This is a genomic window from Dolomitihabitans soli (assembly GCF_022213955.1).
GTDB lineage: Bacteria > Actinomycetota > Actinomycetes > Streptosporangiales > Streptosporangiaceae > Streptosporangium_A > Streptosporangium_A soli.
In genome coordinates this window covers 69,763-88,140 of the sequence record NZ_JAKNTW010000004.1, presented here as the reverse complement: position 1 = coordinate 88,140, position 18,378 = coordinate 69,763, and the positions used below count along the sequence as shown (strand labels likewise).

Genomic DNA, 18,378 nt, shown 5'->3' with positions numbered 1-18,378 from the left:
CCCAGGTCACGCTTCCACCCCCCGGAGAACGCATGCGCCGATCACTGTCCGGCCTGCTCGCCCTGGGCCTCGCGGGCTGCCTGCTCGCGGCCGCCTCGCCCGCCACCGCCGTCCCCGACGCCCTCGGCATGCCGGTCTTCACCGGCGAGGACCCCGTCCCCGCCGAACCGGTCGCCTACCACCCGCGCAAGATGCTGGAAGAGATCTACCGGAAGGAGAAGGGCGGCGACTCCTACTGGATCGACCGGATCCTCACCAGACCGGGCGACGACCCGGCCGGGCCATGGCTGATGACACGCGGCCGGACGGTGTTCATGAAGGAACACGACCCCGCCGTCATCGGGTTCGGCGGCCGCGTCGCCTACTGGGAGAGCATCGACGACCGCGACGCCTATACGATCGCGCTCGGCACCGGCCTGACGGAGGACGTGGCCAAGCGGGCGCAGATGCCGAGCCACTGGATCGGCGAGTACACCGGCGGCGGACTGGCCGTCCAGGTCAAGAAGTTCATCACCCACGAGAACGTCGCCGTCACCACCCTGGCGATCACCAACAAGGGTTCGTCGGCGGTGGACGTGCCGGTCAGCGTCGCGTCGCCGTACGCCAAGGAGGCGGCGGGGGAGCGTGAGCTGACCGGGGTCGTGACCGCGAAGAACCGGCTGACGACGGTCTTCCCGAGACTCAGCGGCGACGGGCTCAAGGTGAGCGAGGGAACGCTCAAGGGGACGCTGTCCATCGGCCCCGGCCGGACCGTGCGGACCAAGGTGCAGATGGGGTTCCTCACCGAGGAACTGCCGGGGTCGCGCACGGAGTACGACGGCTACCGCGGGCGGTCGCCGGAGAAGGCGCTGCGGCGGCAGTTGCAGGACTACAACGCGTGGTGGGCGGAGAACCTGCCCTACATCGACGTGCCGGACGAGAACATCAAGAAGTTCGTCTACTACCGCTGGTGGTTGATGCGGTTCAACTACCTGGACGCCGACATCCCCGGCAACGACTTCCAGTTCCCGACGTCGGTGGAGGGCGCGCTCGGTTACAACAACGCGATCGTGCTGACGGTGCCGATGTTCGTCCAGGACCTGAAGTATCTGCGGAACCCGATCTACTCCTACGGGCCGTGGGTCTCCGCCGGCGAAACATCACGAAACTCGAAATATACGGATAACCCGGGGGATCCGGAGAACTGGAACAACAGCTACACCCAGTACATCTCAGCCTCCGCCCTGGAGAGCTACCAGATCCACGGCGGCCAGCCCGCCATCCTGCGCAACCTCGCACGATACGCCGAGAAAGACGTCTACGGGCAACTCAACACCTACGACTCCAACAAGAACGGCATCATCGAATACGACTGGGAGGCGATGACCGGCAACGACGCCGACGCCGTGTCGTTCCACTACTACGACCGGGCCAACGAACGCGCCGAAGGCGCCTACGTCTACGCCAACGCCCAGGCGGCCGCCCAGGCCTACGAACTGATCGGCGACACCGCCAAGGCCGCCGAACTCCGCGCCGTCGCCCAGAAGATCCGCACCGCCGTCCTCGACCTCCTCTGGGACGACCAGGCCAAGGTCTTCAAACACCGCGACCTGCAGACCGGCAACCTGATCCCCTGGAAGGAGTCGAACAACTACATCCCCTTCAACGCCGGCCTGGTGCCCGCCGACGAGCCGAAGTACCGCGAAGCGCTACGCCTGTGGTCCGACCCCGCCGAATACCCGATCTTCCCCACCTTCACCGCCAACCAGAAGGACAAGGCCGAAGCCGCCGCCCAGGGCAAACCCGGCTCCAACAACTTCTCCCAGCTCAACTCCACCAGACACTTCACCCTGTTCTCCAAAGCCCTGCGCGAATACGCCTCACCGCACATCACCCCCGAGATGTACAAGCAGATGCTCTACTGGAACGCCTGGGCACAGTACGTCGGCGGCGACACCCGCTACCCCGACGCCAACGAATTCTGGGCCGACTGGAACCCCGCCACCAAGACCATCGGCTACCGATCGTGGATCCACCACACCATCCTGGGCAGCAGCAACTGGACGGTCATCGAAGACGTCATGGGCCTGCGACCGCGCAGCGACGCGAAAGTGGAACTGTGGCCGGTGGACATCGGCTGGGACCACTTCACCGTCAACAACGTGAAATACCGCAACAGCGACCTGTCCATCGTCTGGGACAAACCAGGCGACGGAAAGACCCACTACAAGGGCGTCCCCGAAGGCTACTCGATCTACGTCGACGGGAAACGGAAAGTCACCCTGGCCACCCTCGCCCACTCCGTCTGGGACCCCGCCACCGGCAACGTCGAAGGCGGCACCGTCCAGCACAACGAGAAGGCCGCGGCCATGAAGGCCCCCGCCGCGGTCACCCTCAAGGGCGACCGCGTGGAGGACCTGTTCCAGAAGGCCGGCGTCGACCTCCGCTCCACCACCGCCAACCTGGTCACGACCGCGACCGCCGCACACGGCGACGCCTCCGCCGCCGCCGACGGCTTCACGATCAACGAACCGCACTGGAGCAGCAAGGGCTCGGGCAACACCCAAGACCATCTCGACATCGACCTGGGCTCCCCACGACCCGTCGACGACGTACGGCTCTACTTCTCCAACGACCGCAAGGACCACAGCGAACCGGCCCTCTACACACTGCAGTACCTCGACGGGCAGACCTGGAAGACCATCCCGCGACAAGCCAGGACACCCGCCTACCCACGGGCCAACCTCAACCAGGTGCGCTTCCCCTCCCTCGTCACCCAGAAGATCCGAATCCTCCTCACCCACCGGCCCGGCCACGCCACCGGCCTCAAAGAGGTCCAGGCGTACTCCACCCGCTCGGCCCCGCCCACCGCCTCCAACCACGCCCCGTACGTGCTCGCCGTACAGGACCCCGCCTTCAACCGGCCCGCCCAGGCCCGCCTCACCGCCGTCGTCAAGGACGACGCCCTCCCCGCAGGGGAACTGACCACCACCTGGAGCCTCGTCGACGGACCCGGCGACGTCTTCTTCACCGACCCCGCAGGCGCCGCCGGCACCATCGCCTCCTTCACCGAGGCGGGAACCTACAAGGTACGGCTCACCGCCACCGACGGCGCGAAGACCACCACCTCAACACTCACCGTCACCGTCGGCGCACCCGGCGGCCAGGTGAACATCGCACCGTACGCCACCCCCACCGCCTCCTACACCTCACCCTGGGAGAAGGTCACCGCGCTCAACGACGGCATCGACCCGCCCCGCTCCAACGACGGCGCCAACCCACGCTGGGGCACCTGGCCGCAACAGGGCACCCAGTGGGTGCAACTCGAATGGCCGGCACCGGTACGCGTCGACAAGACCGACCTGTACTTCTTCGACGACAACGGAGGCGTCCGCGTCCCGTCATCCTGGAAGATCCAGCACTGGGACGGCGACTCCTTCGAAGACGTCACCGGCGCCACCGCCTACCCCACCGCCGTCGACACCTACAACACCGCGTCCTTCGACACCGTCACCACCACCCGGCTCCGCGTCCAACTGGAGGCCGGGCAGGGATCACTCGGACTGCTGGAATGGAAGACGTACGCCGTACCACCCGACGACGTACGCCCCGTGCACGTGCCGACCCTCGCCGGGAAACTCCCCACACTCCCGGCCACCATCGAGACCCTCTACTCCGACGGCCACCGCGGAAACACCCCCGTCACCTGGCAGCCGGTCACCCCGGACCAGGTCGAAACCGGCGGCACCAGCTTCACCGTCGCCGGACTCGCCGAAGGAGTACGCACGACCGTCCAGGCCACCGTCCACGTACGGACCACCGGCGCGGTCACCATCACCTCCATCGCCGAAGAACCGGTGAAGACCCGCGCCGGCACCCCGCCATCCCTGCCCGCCACCGTGACCGCCACCTTCAACGACGGCTCCAAAGACAGCGCCACCCCCGTCACCTGGGCCGCCGTCGACCCCGGCGACTACAGCCGGCCAGGAACCTTCGACGTCGCCGGCCAGGTGACCGGCACCACCATCCCCGCGAAGGCGGTCGTGACCGTCACCTGAACACCTGACGTCCCGGGGGCGCAGGCCCCCGGGACGCCGGCGCTCACCCGAGACCACTCACATGACCCCGGTTCCCGTTCCGGCCGGATACGACGTCTCGTGTCCGGCCCCGGCCCGATCGTCGTCGATGACACGGCCGGCCCACCTCACGGCCGCATGCCTTCGGGGAACCCGGTCCAGCGCAGATCTGTCGAGAGATGGCTCATGTCGTTGAACATCACGATCGTGGGCGGCAGGCCGTTGCGGTACTCGATGACCGTCAGCGCGGTGTTGGCGCTGTTCAGTCCGAGCCACCGGGACGGCGGCGCGTCCAATGCGTGCCGCACCAGCCACGCGATCTGATAGGCGTGCGTCACCAGGACCTCGTGTGTGTCGGGCCGGGCCCCATTCGCGGCCGTGCCGGGAACCCTCGCGAACCGGGCGACCAGCGCCTCGGCGAGCCTCTGCCCCGAAGCCGCCTCGGCGTCGTCGTAACCGTCGAAGAAGCCGGCCCAGGACGGAGGCGTCTCGGCCGCGCTGGGAACATAGGGCACATGGTCGAGAAGTTCGGCGGCCTCCGCCACGGGCACGTTCGGTAGATGCCGGGCGAGTTCGTGCGCGCTCGCCACGGCGCGTGACAGCGGAGAGTGCCACACGGCGTCGACCGGTACGCCGGCGAGCCGTTCGCCCAACAGGCCCGCCTGCCGGCGCCCGATGTCGGTGAGCTCCCCGAACGCGTCGGCCGCGCCGTGGCGTGCCAGATAGAGGTGTCGCGTTGTCATAAGTGATTAGGGGAGCGGTGCCCATGCGGGCCGCTTCCCCTCTCCTCTCGATCCGTAGGTGTGGAGTCGGCTCTTGGTCAGACAGAGGAAGCCGGCGCGATCATCGTCAGCGAACGGGGCGGGGTCCACTCTCGCCAAGTCGGCGGCGTGTGACTCCCGGCCAGTGATCAGTCACGCGTTCGCCGCCGTGACGGTGCCGGTCGCGCCGTCGATGGTGACGATGGCGCCGTCGTGGAGCCTGCTCGTCGCGTTCGGGACGCCGAGGACGGCGGGGATGGCGTGCTCGCGAGCGACGATCGCGGCATGGGAGAGCACGCCTCCGATTTCGGTGACGACGCCGGCGGCGATGCGCAGCAGCGGCGTCCAAGCGGGATCGGTGAAGGGACAGACGAGGATGTCGCCCGGCTGCACGCGCGCGAAGTCGCCGGGACCGCGGACGATCCTCGCGGTGCCGGTCACGGTCCCGCGGCTGCCTGGCGTTCCGGTGAGCGTGGCGTCCGGGACGTCCGAGGCGCTGGACGGCGATGCCGGCGGTGGGAGTGCGGCGGTGACCGGCCGTGCTTGCAGAACCCAGGTGCGGCCGTCGACGATCGCCCACTCGATGTCCTGCGGTCCACCGAACACGGCAGCGATCTCCTCGCCCAGCTCGGCGAGCTGCGTGGCGGTCGCGTCGTCGATCGTCGGTTGGTCCCGGGCACCGGTGGGCACGTCGCGAACGACGAGCTGCGAACCGCGCCGGTCAAGGCGGGTCCGTTTGTCCGCGACCGTGCGTGTGACCGACCCGTCCCCGGCGACGCGGTAGGCGTCGGGGGTGACCGTACCCCCGACGACGCTGGGGCCGAGGCCCCAGGACGCCTCGATCTCGGTCGCGTCGTCCGGGTCCGCGGGCGTGAACATGACCCCGGACACCTCGGCATCCAGCTGGCGCTGGACGATGACGGCCATCACCAGATCGTCGGAAGGCCCGCCGTCGCGGCCGGCCACACCCCGGTAGCCGATGGCACGTGGGGAAAACAGCGAGGCCCAGCAGGAACGTACGGCATCGGCGACATCCCCGACTCCGTGCACAGCGAGAAAGCTCTCGTGCTGACCGGCCGCCGACGCCTGACCGGTGTCCTCACCCGCTGCCGATGATCTCACCGCCACGGGCGGATCGCCGAGCTCGTCGAGCGCGCGCCCCAGCGCGTCGATCACGGAGGCGTGGACCGGGCGGGCCTCGATCACCCGCCGCGCCCCGTCAAGATCATCCGACTCGCCGGCGAACCGCGCGAGGTCCAGGTCGCGGACAGCGGCGAGGTAAGCGGCGAACGAGACGACGAAGCCGTCAGGAACCGGCAGACCCGCGCGGAGCAACGCGCCGAGTGCGCCGGCCTTGCCCCCGCAGGTATCGGTGGCAGCCTCCATGAGGGGTACGATCATCCACCCTGCCCTTCAACAGATAATTGACAATATTTTGTTGATTGTGCACCATGAGTTACATGCCACGCAAGCAGGACATCGCTCACGCCATGCACGCTGACCACGCCCAAGCCGACCGTGAGCAGGACGCCCGCGAGCGCCTTCTGAGCCTGGGCGCAGACGCGCTCGACGCCCGTCCATGGCGACCCCCGCCCGCCCCGACATCAGCGGTCGACCTCGCGCAGTTCGCCGTCTGGCGCTGCGCCGACCTGGGCCCGGAGGACATCCTGAACGCGCTCGCGCTCCTGCCCGCCGCACGCGCCGAAGTCGAAGGACTCGAAGCCGCCCTGCTGTTCACGGCCCGGAGCGCAGGACTGACCTGGGAACAGATGGCGCGCGCGATGGGGTTCAACTCCCCGCAGGCATGCCAGCAGCGGTACACCCGCCTGACAGCACGACAGGACACCGGCTCATGACGCGGGACTCCCCACCCGACCTCCTGGTCCTGCACGCCGTACGCATTTCCGGGTTCGCAGACACCCTGGTGATCGCTCATCGGTCCGGGTTCGACGCGGCCGAGACGAAAGAGATGCTGCACGACGCCGAGGCACATGGGTGGGTCGAGCACGCCGCCTTCGCCGGCACCGGAGGATGGTCGCTCACCGAATCGGGCCGAACCGAGAACGAGCGCCAACTCGCCGCCGAGCTCACACGCGTCGGCGGCGCCGACGAAGTCCGTGCCGTCTACCGCGAGTTCCTCCCGCTGAACGCCCTCCTGCTACGAGCCTGCACCGACTGGCAACTCCGGCCCACCGCCGGCGATCGGCTCGCCGCCAACGACCACTCCGACCCCGCCTGGGACGCCGAAGTCCTCCTCACCCTCGCCGGCATCGATCGCGCACTCACGCCACTCGCAGCCCGGCTCGGGAGCGTCCTCACACGCTTCCGCGGATACGACACACGATTCACCACAGCCCTCGCGCGCGCCCGAGCCGGCGAGAACACCTGGGTCGACCGCACCGACGTCGACTCCTGCCATCGTGTCTGGTTCGAACTCCACGAAGACCTCATCGCCACGCTCGGCCTCGACCGCAACGCGGAACCCTGACCCCAACACCGCACCGTCACTCCTGCTCGCCATCACCCTGCCCGGGGCTCACCCGCCGGTCGCTCGCAACGCCACCGGTTCCGCCGGACACGAGTACGGCCAGCGACGCGCGAGCCCCGGCAAGGGCGGCCAGCACCCCGGCGTCGCCCGGCGTCTCCGCAGCCAGATCGTCGTACAACTCGATCTCACGGCGCCGCAGGCCGATCTCCAGCTCCAGCAGCCGATGATCCCCGCCGCCCGGACCGGCCGCCGCCTGAGCGAGCAACGCGGCGGCCTGGGCGATCAATGCGGAACGCTCGGCCGTACTCATCGGCGCCAGGCCCGCACCGCTCGGCTGATCGCCGTCGCCGTCGCCGTGAGCGGCCACCCAGGCGTTCAACCGGGCAACGAGCCCGGCGAGATCGTCCGCGGTGGTGAAAACCTCGCGAGCGTGCCCGGGTCGCAGCCAGGCATGCAGCAACCGCCGCTGATAATCCTCCGCCGCCCGGGCGTACCGCTCGCGGGCCGCCTGGTGGCCGACACCGCCCAGAGCGGCGCCGATCCGCTCCCAGCCGGCACCCCGCATCCGCTCACAGACCACGGCGGACTCCAGCAGACCACGGGCCGCCTCCACCAGGCGGGCCGCCTCCTCGACCAGCTCGCCATCACGAGCGAAGACGCCGGACTCCGGCGCCACCAGCCCATAGACCGCGTCGGCCAGCTCACGCGCCTGTCCCGACAGGGTCAGGCGAGCGAGGCTGGCCTGGGAGTACGCCGCCGATCGATAGCTACTCGGCCTCTCGCCCGGAGCTTCAGGTTCCCCGGCCGAGGATAAGTGCGCAGTGGTGTCGCTCATGCGACGAGGAAAACGTGACCGGACCCACACGTCAAGTCTCGTCCGGGGCCGCCGATGCCGCCAGCCAACTTCCCGTTTGTGCGATCAATCGGATGTTGCCCGGGACGAGTCGGGTGAACGAGTTGAAGGCACCGGGCAAGCCGTTCGATATTTCGAAGTGTGGCCGAGTTCGGGGGAGTGGTCCTCAGGTCCGTCGTCAGCAGGCGGTTCCAGATCAGATGGAACAGGACTGGTAACACCTGCGGGGGATCACTATGACGTTGCGCGTGCTCCATAAAGGGGGAGTGGCTGATCAATTGGCACCAGACGGCTATTTCGCGCTGAAGAGAGCTGGAGGCGGTGGCGACTCGGCATTCGGCCGCGGTGCAGGTCGAGTGCCAAGACCGCTCCATATCAAGGGCTGTGCCGTGTGGCGATGTCAGCCGTAACGGGTGAAAAGCTCCTGAAGGTAGCCCTCCAACCGGGCAGTGAGCAGCGTGGAAGTCAGATCAGTACGTCCGAGCTCGCGCCAGGGACCAGCGACCTTCTCGGCATCGGGCGCGAAGGCCAGGGCGTCCAATACACGCCAGTACAGGTGGGCGGCGGGATCGGTGGTCAGCCGGCCGCCTGCGGCGACGTAACGATCGGCGAAGAGCATCCCGGCAGGAGCGCCATGGAGAAGTGCCAGTGCCGTGGAGCAGTGAGCCACGTCCAGGTCGGCCGGCCCCCAGGAGGTCTCCACCCAGTCGACGATGCCGCTGACCCGCAGGCCGTTGGTATTGGCGAAGAGCACGTTTCCAGGGTGGAAGTCCCGGTGCAGGAAGCAGGCGCGGTAGTCCGGAGGATCTCGGCGAATGATGTCCACGGCGCGATGCCACAACTCGGGTCGGTCGGTGCCTTCGGGCATGCGCACGCGCTCGGGCGAGGTCCACGCCTGGTAGGGGCGCGGACGGGTCTGTTCGGTCACCTGCACCTGGTGGATGCGTACCAGTTGCCGCGCCATGAGGTCGGCGCGCTGCTCGGCTCCGTCCTCGTCCAGTCGGACGTTGCCAGGGAGCAGGGACATCAGCAAGGAGGGGTGGTCGCAGTGCTGCGCGGTCGCGTCGACGGCCTGGAGCGTGGCCGCCGACACATCCGTGTCCTTGAGCAAGGTCAGAATGTCCGCCTCGCGAGAGAGGAGTCCTTCGGCATGCTGCCGGTAGAACAGCTTGACAAAGGACCGTAAGACAAGTGAGCGTGCGCCGTGCGGCCCGACGATGTTCAGACGCCGCATCTCAGACGTCCATCCACCGCGCAGCCGCTCGACATGCTCGATCCGGTCGCCCTCGGGTAGACCCTTCTCCACCCATGAACGCGTGGCGGCCCAGCTCGGACCATCAATGATGCCTACTTGGACCAGATCCGTGTCTCTGTCTTCACCCACGCTGGCAGTTTATCGATCAACAATCGCGACCAGAACGCATGCCAGCATCTCCACAAAGTAGACATTAAGTGTTATACCGGACAGAATTCACCTTCTGTCTGGTATGGCATTGCTTGGGTGATTTACAGTGCGTCGGTTTCGGGCTGCAGAGACTGCACGAAAGCGAATGCCTCGGGGTGGTTCATGCCGGTCTCGCCGCGCACCAGGAAGATCGCCTGCTCCTCGCGGCCCGAGATCTTGAGCGCTCGGGCACGGTCGGCCAGCGTGGAGGAGTCCGCCGGGCCGGCCGTGTCGATGGGTACGGCACGCCCGGCGGCGATGGCGTCGGCGACGAATTTCGCGTCCTTGAGGTCGAGGCCGGTCTCTTCCCTGATCAGTTTGACGGCCGAGATGACCTTTTTCTGCTCCATCAGCAGGCGGGCACGCTCCTGGAGGTCTCCAGGAATCCGCGGCGGCCCGGCTGACGGCGCGCGCGACCTGTTCCTGCGGCCCGCGGCGGCGGCGATCATCGTCACGACGGCCAGGATGATGATCAGCAGAATGATCAGCTCGACCGGTCCGAGGTTAGGCACGCTGAGATCCTACGCCGCACCGACGCGGCTCGGTCGGGCCGGCGCTCGGGATGGTGATGTACGGCGCATTGGGACGTCTTTTGCGGTGCTCCGCCCCGTTTCGGCGAATGCCTGATAATGACCATTATGTCAAGTAGCGTCAACGGCGAGCCTGGCGAGCTGAGCTCTCCGGAGCTGCTCAACGGCCTGTTGTCCGGTCTCACTGAATCTGGTCCAAGACGCAGGTTGTCTCATCGAACCTGGCCTACTTCGCAGATTGTCTCGCTTCATCTGGCATAGGCTCTGCATGCATTGTGCGACCTAGCCGTTACGTGGCGCTATCGGTGTGGCATGAGCGAGTTGCCGCTTCCTGCTCTGGGGCCCTCCCCCGTCCTGGCGGCGAATTTCCGCTGGCCGGCTATCGGCGGGCGCACTGCCTGCGCGAAGACGTCGCTGATGAGTTGATGAGAGCGAGCAGGTGACGGTCCGCTCCCCCGTTCTCGCCGCGGGCCTGCTGGGTGGTCTGCCTGATGAGGCCATTCAGGAGGCCAGGGGGTGGGAGGCGCACGTTCTGGAGGTGATGACCGGATTGCCGCCTGGTGCTCCTGCAGGTTCACGACTCGACCGGGGTATGACGCGCTGCGGTCTTTGCGCGAGCGTGAGCTCGGTGCCGCCGTGTCCGGCGTTCGTCGTCAGAACATGGTGTTGTTGTTCTTGGAGGTGGCGGGGATGGTCTGGAGGACGTCCCAGTGTTCGATGATCTTGCCGTTGGGGTCGAAGCGGAAGATGTCGATTCCTGCGTACTCCTCGTCGGGCCAGGTCTGGTGGCAGTGCAGGATGACGTGGTCGCCTTCGGCGAACGCGCGTTTGATTTCGACGTGCTTGCCGGGGTATTCGGCGGCCATGCGTTCGAAGTAGTCGATGAACGCCTGCTTGCCGTTGGCGACGTGCGGGTTGTGCTGGATGTAGGTATCGCCTGCGTACTTGTCGATGGCTTCGGCGGGTCTGTTGTGGTTGAACATCAGGTCGTAGAACGCCTTGGCGGTGGCCTTGTTCGTCTCCGGGTCACTCATGGTGCTCCTTGCGGGTCGGGTGCCGGGTGTGGCGCGGTGAGTGCGTTGATCAGGTGGTCAGCGGGGGTTGGCACGGTTGGGACGGGTGCCAGGGGCGCGTGCCCCGACCGGCTGGCGGTGCGGAGTGCGGGCGTCGCTCCCTCAGGCGGGTGTGAGGGTGCCGGTGTGGAGTTCGGCGGTGCGTCCGCGGCCGGTGTCGTAGGTCCAGAACGCATGGACGGTCGAGGTGCCCAGGTTCGTGACGTGGGTGATCGTCATGCCGGGCTCCTCCACCCAGCCTCCGTTCGGCCGACTTTGTCGGCGCTTAGTCTTCTCGTTGCGCACAGCATGGTGACTTACGTCCCCAGTGCCACGCCTGTGACAATAAGAACCATGGTCGGCGTGGTAAATAGGGGATCGTCCATGGTCAATCAGCGACAAGTTGGTGTGCGTCAGATCGGGTATCGCCCGGCCGACGGTTGCCCGGTGGGGATCGAGGTCGTGACTCTGGCCGACATCACCGGCCGGATCCCCGTCCGCGCCCTGACTTCGGCGCACCGGGCGGACTTCCACATCCTCATCCTGATCACCGCCGGCAACGGCCATCACGAGATCGACTTCGTTTCCCATCCCGCCCGTCCTGGCACCCTGCTGTGGATACGACCGGGCCAGGCCCACCGCTTCCACCTCCCCGGCCACCTCGAAGGCAGGGTCGTGCTGTTCACCGCCGATTTCCCACCCGATCTCGGCGGCGCGGGGCCGCGCCTGTCCGACTGGCGCGCCTTCCCTTGCTGGACGGCAACCGCACCTGACCTCACCGTGATCTCCACCGCGATCGACCAGATCGCCGCCGAACGCTCCGCACCCGCCGATGCGATGCCCGTCGCCCTGCTTCGCCACCTGCTGGCCGTCCTGCTGCTGCGGATCGACCGACTGCCCGCTGAGGAGGTCCACCATGTCGGCTCCGCCACCGGCGAACTCTTCGGCCGGTTCCAGGCCGAACTCGAACGGTCCCACGCCATCACCCGATCCGCCGAGCACTACGCCGCCCGCCTCGGCTACACCGTCAAAACCCTCACCCGTGCCTGTGTCGCCGCCACCGGCCACCCCGCCAAGCACCTCATCGACGCCCGTGTCGTCCTGGAGGCCAAACGCCTGCTCGCCTACACCGACACCCCCATCGCCGACATCGGCCGCCGCCTCGGCTTTCCCGACCCGACCAACTTCGGCAAGTTCTTCACCCGGCACACCGACACCACCCCCGGCACCTTCCGCCAGGCACAGAAGACACCCACCTGAACTCATCGCCGACAAGGAGGTCCGGACAGAGTCGTTCCCGCTGGCGGTGAGCCGCTGCGATGCGCCCAGCCCTCCCGCCGAAGGGCCAGGCGTCTGATCACGCGGCCAGACTGAGGTCCAGTCGGGTGTTCATGTCGAGCCGGAACCGGCCGTAGGGGTTGAGGTGTTCCCAGAACAACGGCGAGAGCGCCCGCCGGTCCTCGTCGTTGGCCTTCTTCGCTGTCTTCTCGCGCTGAGGAGAGCATGAGATCAACAACGGGCCGCGAGGTGGATTCCTTGACTCTTCCGTGGCGTTGCCGGTGATCGTAGGATCGTCCGCGTGGATCTGGACGACACCGCCGCCCGGCTCGGGGTACCCGTCGAGGACGTCGACCGCGTGCACCGGCTCGCCGGCGACCGGCCGTCGGTTCCGCTGCCTGCCAAGGCCGACGCGCCCGCGATCCTCGACCGGCTGGCGGTGCGGCCGGACGATGCGGCCGAGATCATGGCGGGCTGGCCCGACCCCGGCTCTCCACTGTGGACTTCGGAGCTGCGCTGGCTGCTCGACCGCTCGATCGCCCTGGTCCGCGCCGATCTCGGGGGGCACGGCTGGCTGTCGCCCGGTCCGGAGCTGCCGCGTGAACGGGGCCCCGCCTGGCGGCATCTCTACGTGTACGCGTACCTGGCCCTGGTCGACGTCGTCACGAGGTACCACCGCGACCACGGCATCGCCGATGCCGCGTCGTGGGTGACCCTCGCGGATCTGGGCCGCAACCTCGCGATCGACCGGCGGATGCACCGTGAGGGCTGGCCGGTCATGCAGAGCTGGCTGACGCTGCACGCGCGCGGCGGCATCTACGAGCTGGGCCGGCTGCAGCACCAGCGCGGCGGCACCACCATCGACCTGCACATCCCCGAGTCGGGGCCGATGACTCCGGAGGCGGTCGCGGCGTCGCTCGACGAGGCCCGCGCGTTCTTCCCACGCCACTTTCCCGATGAGCGCTACACGACGTTCTCCTGCGGCTCGTGGCTGCTCGACCCGCAGCTGCTGGAGTACCTGCCCGGTGACTCCAACATCGTCCGGTTCCAGCGGAGGTTCGAGCTGGAGTCCTATGAGGAGCCGGAAGGGCTGGACGCCGACGTCGAGGCGCTGCGGTTCGTGTTCCGGACCCTGACCACACCGCTCGACCGGTTGCCGCGCCGCACCGTGCTCCAGCGGGCGATCGTCGATCACTTGAAGGCCGGTCGCCACTGGCACTGGCGCCGTGGCCGCTTTCCGATCTAGCCGGGCCGAGGCATCCACAGCTCTGCCTCGTGATCGATGAGACGTGACTTCGTTGATTCGTCTCATCGATTCTGAGGCGCCGCAGTTCTAGGAGGTCTCATGCCTCAAGTCCCACGAGACGGGACAGGAGTTACTTGACGGCCTGTGGTTCTCATTCGAACATCCGCTGGGATGATCTGTGGCGCTCCCCCGTGGACGGCGGGGCGGGTCAGGCGGCGGCCGCGTAGATGAGCGCTCCCGAGCGTTCGAAGGGAACGGCTTTGCCGTTGAGGGTCACTTGGGCGGCGTTCGGCGCCGCGATCGCGATGGCCTTGGCCGGGTCGGTGCTCGCGGTCAGCCCGCTGCCGTCGATGCGTACGGTGCCGTCCGCGTCGAAGGTGATGGCAAGGTCCTTGACCGCGGCGGGGGCTTTGACCAGGGTCGCGCCGTCACGTGCGACCGATGAGCCGTCGACCATCACGATCGATTCGGCGTCGGCGTAGAGCAGTTTGCCGTCGAAGGTGTGGGAGCCGAACGTGCGCGGCGTCTTCGTGGTCCAGGACTTGTAGTAGACCCCTGCGCCGTCGTTCAGGCTGAGGGCTGTCGCCTGGTGCGACGGGGTGGTGCCCACGGGGAGTCGTTCCACCGTCACGGAGGTGTCGGCTGTGCCCTTGGACGGCAGCAGGAGGGTGTCGAAGGTCGTCTGGCCGGTGATCGTCTTGATGTAGGAGGCGTATTTCGCGTTCTCCACCGAGTAGAACCGCGGCGCGTAGTAGCCGTCGCGCAGGGTGGAGGCGACCTTGGCCGGGTCGGCGGGGACGATCGTGAGGTTCGCGCCCGTCGTGAAGGCGGTGGTCGTGGCCTCCGTTCCGGAGCGGATCGAGGGCTTGGCGTCCGAGGCGAGGTGCCAGTTCTGTTCGTAGCGGTGTTGCTTGACGGTGTCCACCGGGATGAGCCGGTCGGAGACCACCCATAGGCCCGAGTGGAGCGACAGGACGGATCGCTCGTGGCGGGCGCCGGTGGAGCTTGCGGTGTTCGCGCCGATCAGGTCGAAGGCGGGGTTGGTGATCAGATGCGAGATTCCGCCGGTCGCGGTCGATGTTTGCGGCTTGTCGTCGATCTCGATCGTGTTGTGTGCCTCCGTGGTGCGCCGCAGCCACTCCGCGCGGGCGTCCGTGCTGTAGGTGAAGGTGCCCATGTCGGGTAGGAGCGGCCGGCCGTACGCATAGGCGGTGATGGCGAGTTCGTCCGGGTGGCTGTGGTTGCCGCGGTCGGCGTTGATTCGGAGGTGGGAGTCGTCGGCGGTCCAGCCGGAGCGTGAGATCGCGACCCGGGTGTCTGGATAGAGCGCGGAGGTGCGTTTCGGCTGTTCGCCTGACTTGCCGGAGGTGCCGACGTAGAGGAGTTCGGGGTCGTTGAGCAGTTCGCCCAGCTTCTTGAGGGTGCTGCGTAGGTCGAGGGAGTCGCTGTCGCCGTAGGCCGGGCCGTACCCGCTGGGATAGCTCTGGTCCATGAGGAAGCGGGCCAACTGCCGCAGTTTGGTGGTGGCGGTGAACGTGATGCCGTTGCGCTGCATGTAGGCGACGACGTCCGCATACTGGGTGAGGTAGCCCCGCAGGTAGGCGTCGGTGGACTCTTTGTAGCCGCCGTCGGCGTAGGTCGAGTCGTTGAGCTGGGCCGAGAGGAAGTCGGCGGCGTTGGTCCGCCACGCGGGTGCGGCGCGGAATTCCGGGAAGTAGACGGAGGCGTGCAGCAGCGTGATCTTCTGTGACTGCATCTTGTTCGGCGTGCCGTTGACGTTCACCTGTAGGTACAGGCCGGCTCGGTTCATCGTCTTGAGGATCGCGGTGTTGGCCTCGGGGGTCAGCGATGGGCTCTTGCGCAGGATCTCGTAGGCCGCGATCCAGTTCTGCAGGCGGCGTGCGGCGTGCAGGTTGCCCGGGTAGGAGCCGGCGCCCTGGTCGGCGTCGTAGGCGTCGGCGTCCTTGATGAAGTCGGTCATCAGGCCGATGAGCGTGCGGGCGTGCTGCTCGTTGCCGGTCTTCTGGTACTCCAGGGCCAGCGGGCCGGCGAAGAAGAAGCGGGGAAGCTGGTAGAGGTACTCCATGTCGGCGATGAGATATTCCTTGTCGGTACCGCCGGGGAGTTTCCAGTCGAAGCCGCCGGGGTCGCCCTCCCAGGAGAACGTGTTCTGTATGGTGTTGGACCAGGTGCGGGTGGCCTCGTCGAAGGTCTCGGCGTTGCCGTACAGCATGATGTCCTTCGCGGTGTCGGCTGTGCCGGTCAGGGTCAGTTCCGCTTTCTTCACGCCGGTGACGCCGCCGAGGTCGAACCGTAGGTACGCTTTGCGCGTCTCGCCGGTGAACGGCCCCTTGCCCTGGTCGCTGACCTGCATGTAGTACTTGGTGCCGTACACGCTGCCTGGGTGGGCCGCCCAGATGTAGGTGTCGTGCGTGGGGTGAAGGGTCTTCACTGAGCCGTCAGCCTGGGTCAGGCGGAGGGTGGGCTTGCCCGACCCTTTGCTCCTGCTGTTGATGAGGGCGATGGCTGCGTCCTTGTAGCGGCTCATCAGGAAGAATCCGGGCTTGCCGCTGGTGATGCTGTTCGTGACGTCTGCGGTGACCGTCTTCTCCCCCGGGCCGAAGGCCAGTGTCTTGATGTAGGCCTCGCCTGATCCCAGTGTCCAGATGTGGCTGGGGGTCAGTTCGAGTGCGCCTGGCCAGGTCGTGTGTGAGAAGCCACCGGCCTCGATGGCCGGGCGGGCGCGGTGGTAATCCAGCAGTCGCTGTTTGGCCAGCGTGTAGTCGCCCGCCTTGACCGCGCTCTCCACGGGCTTCAGGCCCGGGTGCGCGTAGTTCAGCCGCGGCCCCACTGTCCAGGCGCCGCTGCTCCACCGGCCGAAGAAGCCCGCGTCGGACAACGCAGCCGCGGTGGCCGGTGGGCCTGGCACCAAGAACGCGGCGACCAGAATCAGGACGGCGAGCCGCCGCGACGAAGCACTCATGCACGCCAAAGTAGAGGCGCGCGGTATGGCCGGGGTATGTCGGGCTCGCGTTGTTCGTGTGTGTCCCGTTCCCCCGGGTTCGGCCTGTTGGCGGGGGCGGTGCCGTACGTGCGGGCGTCCTGTGCCTTTGGGGGTCACAGGACGCCGGGTGGGGCGGGGTGGGGCGGTCAGGAGTCGCGGCGTGCGGCGGCGAGGACGGCTTCGGCGTCGCGTTCGTAGGAGCCGCGGGCGGCGAGGGTGAGGAGGCCGCCGAGGACCATGGGGACGATGAGGAAGTACATGGCGGTGGTGAGGGAGCCGCTGCTGTCTGAGGCGATGCCGACGAGGAGGGGGCCGAAGGCGGCGCCGATGGTGATGAGGAACTGGAGTACGGCGAAGCCGAGGCCGCGGGTGCCGGCGCCGACGACGTCGGCGATGCAGGCGGTGCAGTTGGGGATGGCCATGGCGGAGAGGGTGCTGGAGGTGAGGAGGAGGATGACGAGCGGGACGACGGAGCCGGTGAGGAGTGCGCCGCCGAGGGCGAGGGAGCCGAGGGTGATGCCGGTGCCGCCGACGAGGAGGCGTCCGCCTTTGCGTACTCCGTGGAGTTTGCGGCCGAGGCGGGCTCCGACGAGGGTGCCGGTGATGACGCCGATGATGCTGATGACGCCGCTGATGGAGCCGGCGGTGCCGGTGGTGAGGCCGTAGTCGCGGACCATGAGGGAGGGCATCCAGTAGTGGACGCCGCCGAGGCCGAGGGTGAGGATCATGAGCCCGATGGAGACCATCAGGAGGGTGGGGATGGACAGGACGTCGCGGATTTGGCGGGTGAAGGGGGGTTTGCCGGCGGGGTGGGTGGGCGGGGTGGCGTCGGGGGTGGTGGTCGCGGGGGTGGCGCGGGCGATGACCTGGTCGAGGTGGCCGCGGACGGGTTCGCGCAGGCGCCAGCACAGCCAGGCGGTGAGGAGGCCGGGGATGACCATGATGAGGAAGGCGGTGCGCCAGCCGAAGGCTTGGCCGAGTACGCCGCCGAGGAGGGTGCCCGCGCCGCCGAGGTAGGTGGTGATGCGGGTCCAGCCGTATGCCTGGGCGCGGGTGGCGGGCGGGTAGAAGTCGGCGAGGAGGCTGCCTGCGGCGGGGTTGTCGATGTTCTCGGCGGCGGCGAGGAAGACGCGCATGGCGTAGAACATGGCGAAGCCGGTGGCGAGGCCGGAGCCGAGGGTGGCCAGGGCCCAGCAGAAGACGACGACGGCGATGATGCGGGTTCTGCTGCGGCGGTCGGCGATGTAGCCGGCGGGGAGGGCGACGAGGGCGGCGGCGAGCGCGGCGGCGGTGGGGATGGAGCCGGCGGCGGTGTCGCTGAATCCCCATTCGGCCTGGATGAGCGGCAGGACTCCGGAGAGCAGGTTGTGTTCGACACGGTCGACGAGGCCGACGATGAAGAGCACGATGAGCGGGGCCCATCCGTAGGGGTTGGGGTCCGTTGCGCTGATCCCGGAGCTGGGGGGTGATCCCAGCGTGCGGCGTTCGCTGGGAGCGGCTTTGACCATCACTGTTTCCTCCGCTGTGGTGCTCGCCCGCGACGGTGTGCGAGGAGTGCGGCAAAGGTTCTAGAACTGAGTTCTAAAACAACGTTCTGGCAAGAGTGTCACACCTCACATGTGGTCCACCAGGGGGTGAGCGTGGTCGATTGGGTACGGGCAGTGATG

At 67.7% G+C, this 18,378-nt stretch carries 14 protein-coding genes; 5 read left to right on the top strand and 9 right to left on the bottom strand.

The annotated features are described in order from the left end of the window. Positions 1–32 precede the first annotated feature (32 nt). Complete coding sequence (locus MBA17_RS49305) at positions 33–4,037, top strand: discoidin domain-containing protein (protein WP_274385195.1); 4,005 nt, start codon at positions 33–35, stop codon at positions 4,035–4,037. Positions 4,038–4,183: 146 nt separating this feature from the next. Here the strand turns inward: MBA17_RS49305 and MBA17_RS09710 are convergent, their stop codons facing one another. After that, entirely contained in the window at positions 4,184–4,798 is a 615-nt protein-coding gene (locus tag MBA17_RS09710; RefSeq protein ID WP_238495978.1) for a histidine phosphatase family protein, read from the bottom strand. Between the two features lie 171 nt (positions 4,799–4,969). Then, entirely contained in the window at positions 4,970–6,202 is a 1,233-nt protein-coding gene (locus tag MBA17_RS09705) for a PEP/pyruvate-binding domain-containing protein (protein ID WP_238495977.1), read from the bottom strand. 74 nt (positions 6,203–6,276) lie between these two features. On the opposite strand from MBA17_RS09705, the gene MBA17_RS09700 reads away from it, so the two are divergent. Together MBA17_RS09700 and MBA17_RS09695 are read left to right on the top strand one after the other, a co-directional pair. Further along, complete coding sequence (locus MBA17_RS09700; protein WP_238495976.1) at positions 6,277–6,672, top strand: DNA-binding protein; 396 nt, start codon at positions 6,277–6,279, stop codon at positions 6,670–6,672. Next, a complete protein-coding gene (locus MBA17_RS09695) occupies positions 6,669–7,304 on the top strand; it encodes a transcriptional regulator (protein ID WP_238495975.1) in 636 nt (211 codons plus the stop codon). The genes MBA17_RS09700 and MBA17_RS09695 overlap by 4 nt, the downstream gene beginning before the upstream one ends. A gap of 16 nt (positions 7,305–7,320) precedes the next feature. On the opposite strand, the gene MBA17_RS09690 is transcribed toward MBA17_RS09695, so the two are convergent. The 4 genes from MBA17_RS09690 to MBA17_RS09675 form a co-directional block, all read right to left on the bottom strand. Continuing rightward, complete coding sequence (locus MBA17_RS09690; RefSeq protein ID WP_238495974.1) at positions 7,321–8,139, bottom strand: hypothetical protein; 819 nt, start codon at positions 8,137–8,139, stop codon at positions 7,321–7,323. A 418-nt stretch (positions 8,140–8,557) separates the two neighbouring features. Continuing rightward, on the bottom strand, positions 8,558–9,541 hold the full coding sequence (locus MBA17_RS09685) for a phosphotransferase family protein (protein WP_238495973.1): 984 nt from the start codon (positions 9,539–9,541) through the stop codon (positions 8,558–8,560). 122 nt (positions 9,542–9,663) lie between these two features. Beyond that, positions 9,664–10,113, bottom strand: coding sequence for a hypothetical protein (locus MBA17_RS09680; protein WP_238495972.1), 450 nt, complete (start codon positions 10,111–10,113; stop codon positions 9,664–9,666). A 671-nt stretch (positions 10,114–10,784) separates the two neighbouring features. After that, positions 10,785–11,165, bottom strand: a complete 381-nt coding sequence (locus MBA17_RS09675) for a nuclear transport factor 2 family protein (RefSeq protein ID WP_238495971.1) — start codon at positions 11,163–11,165, stop codon at positions 10,785–10,787. A gap of 465 nt (positions 11,166–11,630) precedes the next feature. Between MBA17_RS09675 and MBA17_RS09670 the strand changes: the two genes are divergently transcribed. Next, on the top strand, positions 11,631–12,443 hold the full coding sequence (locus MBA17_RS09670) for an AraC family transcriptional regulator (protein ID WP_238495970.1): 813 nt from the start codon (positions 11,631–11,633) through the stop codon (positions 12,441–12,443). A 97-nt stretch (positions 12,444–12,540) separates the two neighbouring features. Here MBA17_RS09670 and MBA17_RS09665 read toward each other — a convergent pair whose 3' ends face one another. Then, on the bottom strand, positions 12,541–12,699 hold the full coding sequence (locus MBA17_RS09665) for a transposase (RefSeq protein WP_238495969.1): 159 nt from the start codon (positions 12,697–12,699) through the stop codon (positions 12,541–12,543). Between the two features lie 63 nt (positions 12,700–12,762). Between MBA17_RS09665 and MBA17_RS09660 the strand changes: the two genes are divergently transcribed. Beyond that, positions 12,763–13,707 carry an acyltransferase domain-containing protein gene (locus MBA17_RS09660; RefSeq protein WP_238495968.1) on the top strand — a complete coding sequence of 315 codons (945 nt, stop codon included), beginning with the start codon at positions 12,763–12,765 and terminating at the stop codon, positions 13,705–13,707. 208 nt (positions 13,708–13,915) lie between these two features. Here MBA17_RS09660 and MBA17_RS09655 read toward each other — a convergent pair whose 3' ends face one another. Further along, complete coding sequence (locus MBA17_RS09655; RefSeq protein WP_238495967.1) at positions 13,916–16,690, bottom strand: heparinase II/III family protein; 2,775 nt, start codon at positions 16,688–16,690, stop codon at positions 13,916–13,918. 167 nt (positions 16,691–16,857) lie between these two features. Further along, positions 16,858–18,219: an MFS transporter gene (locus MBA17_RS09650; RefSeq protein ID WP_238495966.1), complete on the bottom strand. Its 1,362-nt coding sequence runs from the start codon at positions 18,217–18,219 to the stop codon at positions 16,858–16,860. Positions 18,220–18,378 lie beyond the last annotated feature (159 nt).

What these genes read in the sequence shown, in the direction of transcription:
- MBA17_RS09690 (WP_238495974.1), bottom strand. Translation starts at nt 8,139, where the DNA reads ATGAGCGACACCACTGCGCACTTATCCTCGGCCGGGGAACCTGAAGCT.
- MBA17_RS49305 (WP_274385195.1), top strand. Translation starts at nt 33, where the DNA reads ATGCGCCGATCACTGTCCGGCCTGCTCGCCCTGGGCCTCGCGGGCTGC.
- MBA17_RS09675 (WP_238495971.1), bottom strand. Translation starts at nt 11,165, where the DNA reads ATGAGTGACCCGGAGACGAACAAGGCCACCGCCAAGGCGTTCTACGAC.
- MBA17_RS09650 (WP_238495966.1), bottom strand. Translation starts at nt 18,219, where the DNA reads ATGGTCAAAGCCGCTCCCAGCGAACGCCGCACGCTGGGATCACCCCCC.
- MBA17_RS09655 (WP_238495967.1), bottom strand. Translation starts at nt 16,690, where the DNA reads ATGAGTGCTTCGTCGCGGCGGCTCGCCGTCCTGATTCTGGTCGCCGCG.
- MBA17_RS09695 (WP_238495975.1), top strand. Translation starts at nt 6,669, where the DNA reads ATGACGCGGGACTCCCCACCCGACCTCCTGGTCCTGCACGCCGTACGC.
- MBA17_RS09710 (WP_238495978.1), bottom strand. Translation starts at nt 4,798, where the DNA reads ATGACAACGCGACACCTCTATCTGGCACGCCACGGCGCGGCCGACGCG.
- MBA17_RS09705 (WP_238495977.1), bottom strand. Translation starts at nt 6,202, where the DNA reads ATGGAGGCTGCCACCGATACCTGCGGGGGCAAGGCCGGCGCACTCGGC.
- MBA17_RS09700 (WP_238495976.1), top strand. Translation starts at nt 6,277, where the DNA reads ATGCCACGCAAGCAGGACATCGCTCACGCCATGCACGCTGACCACGCC.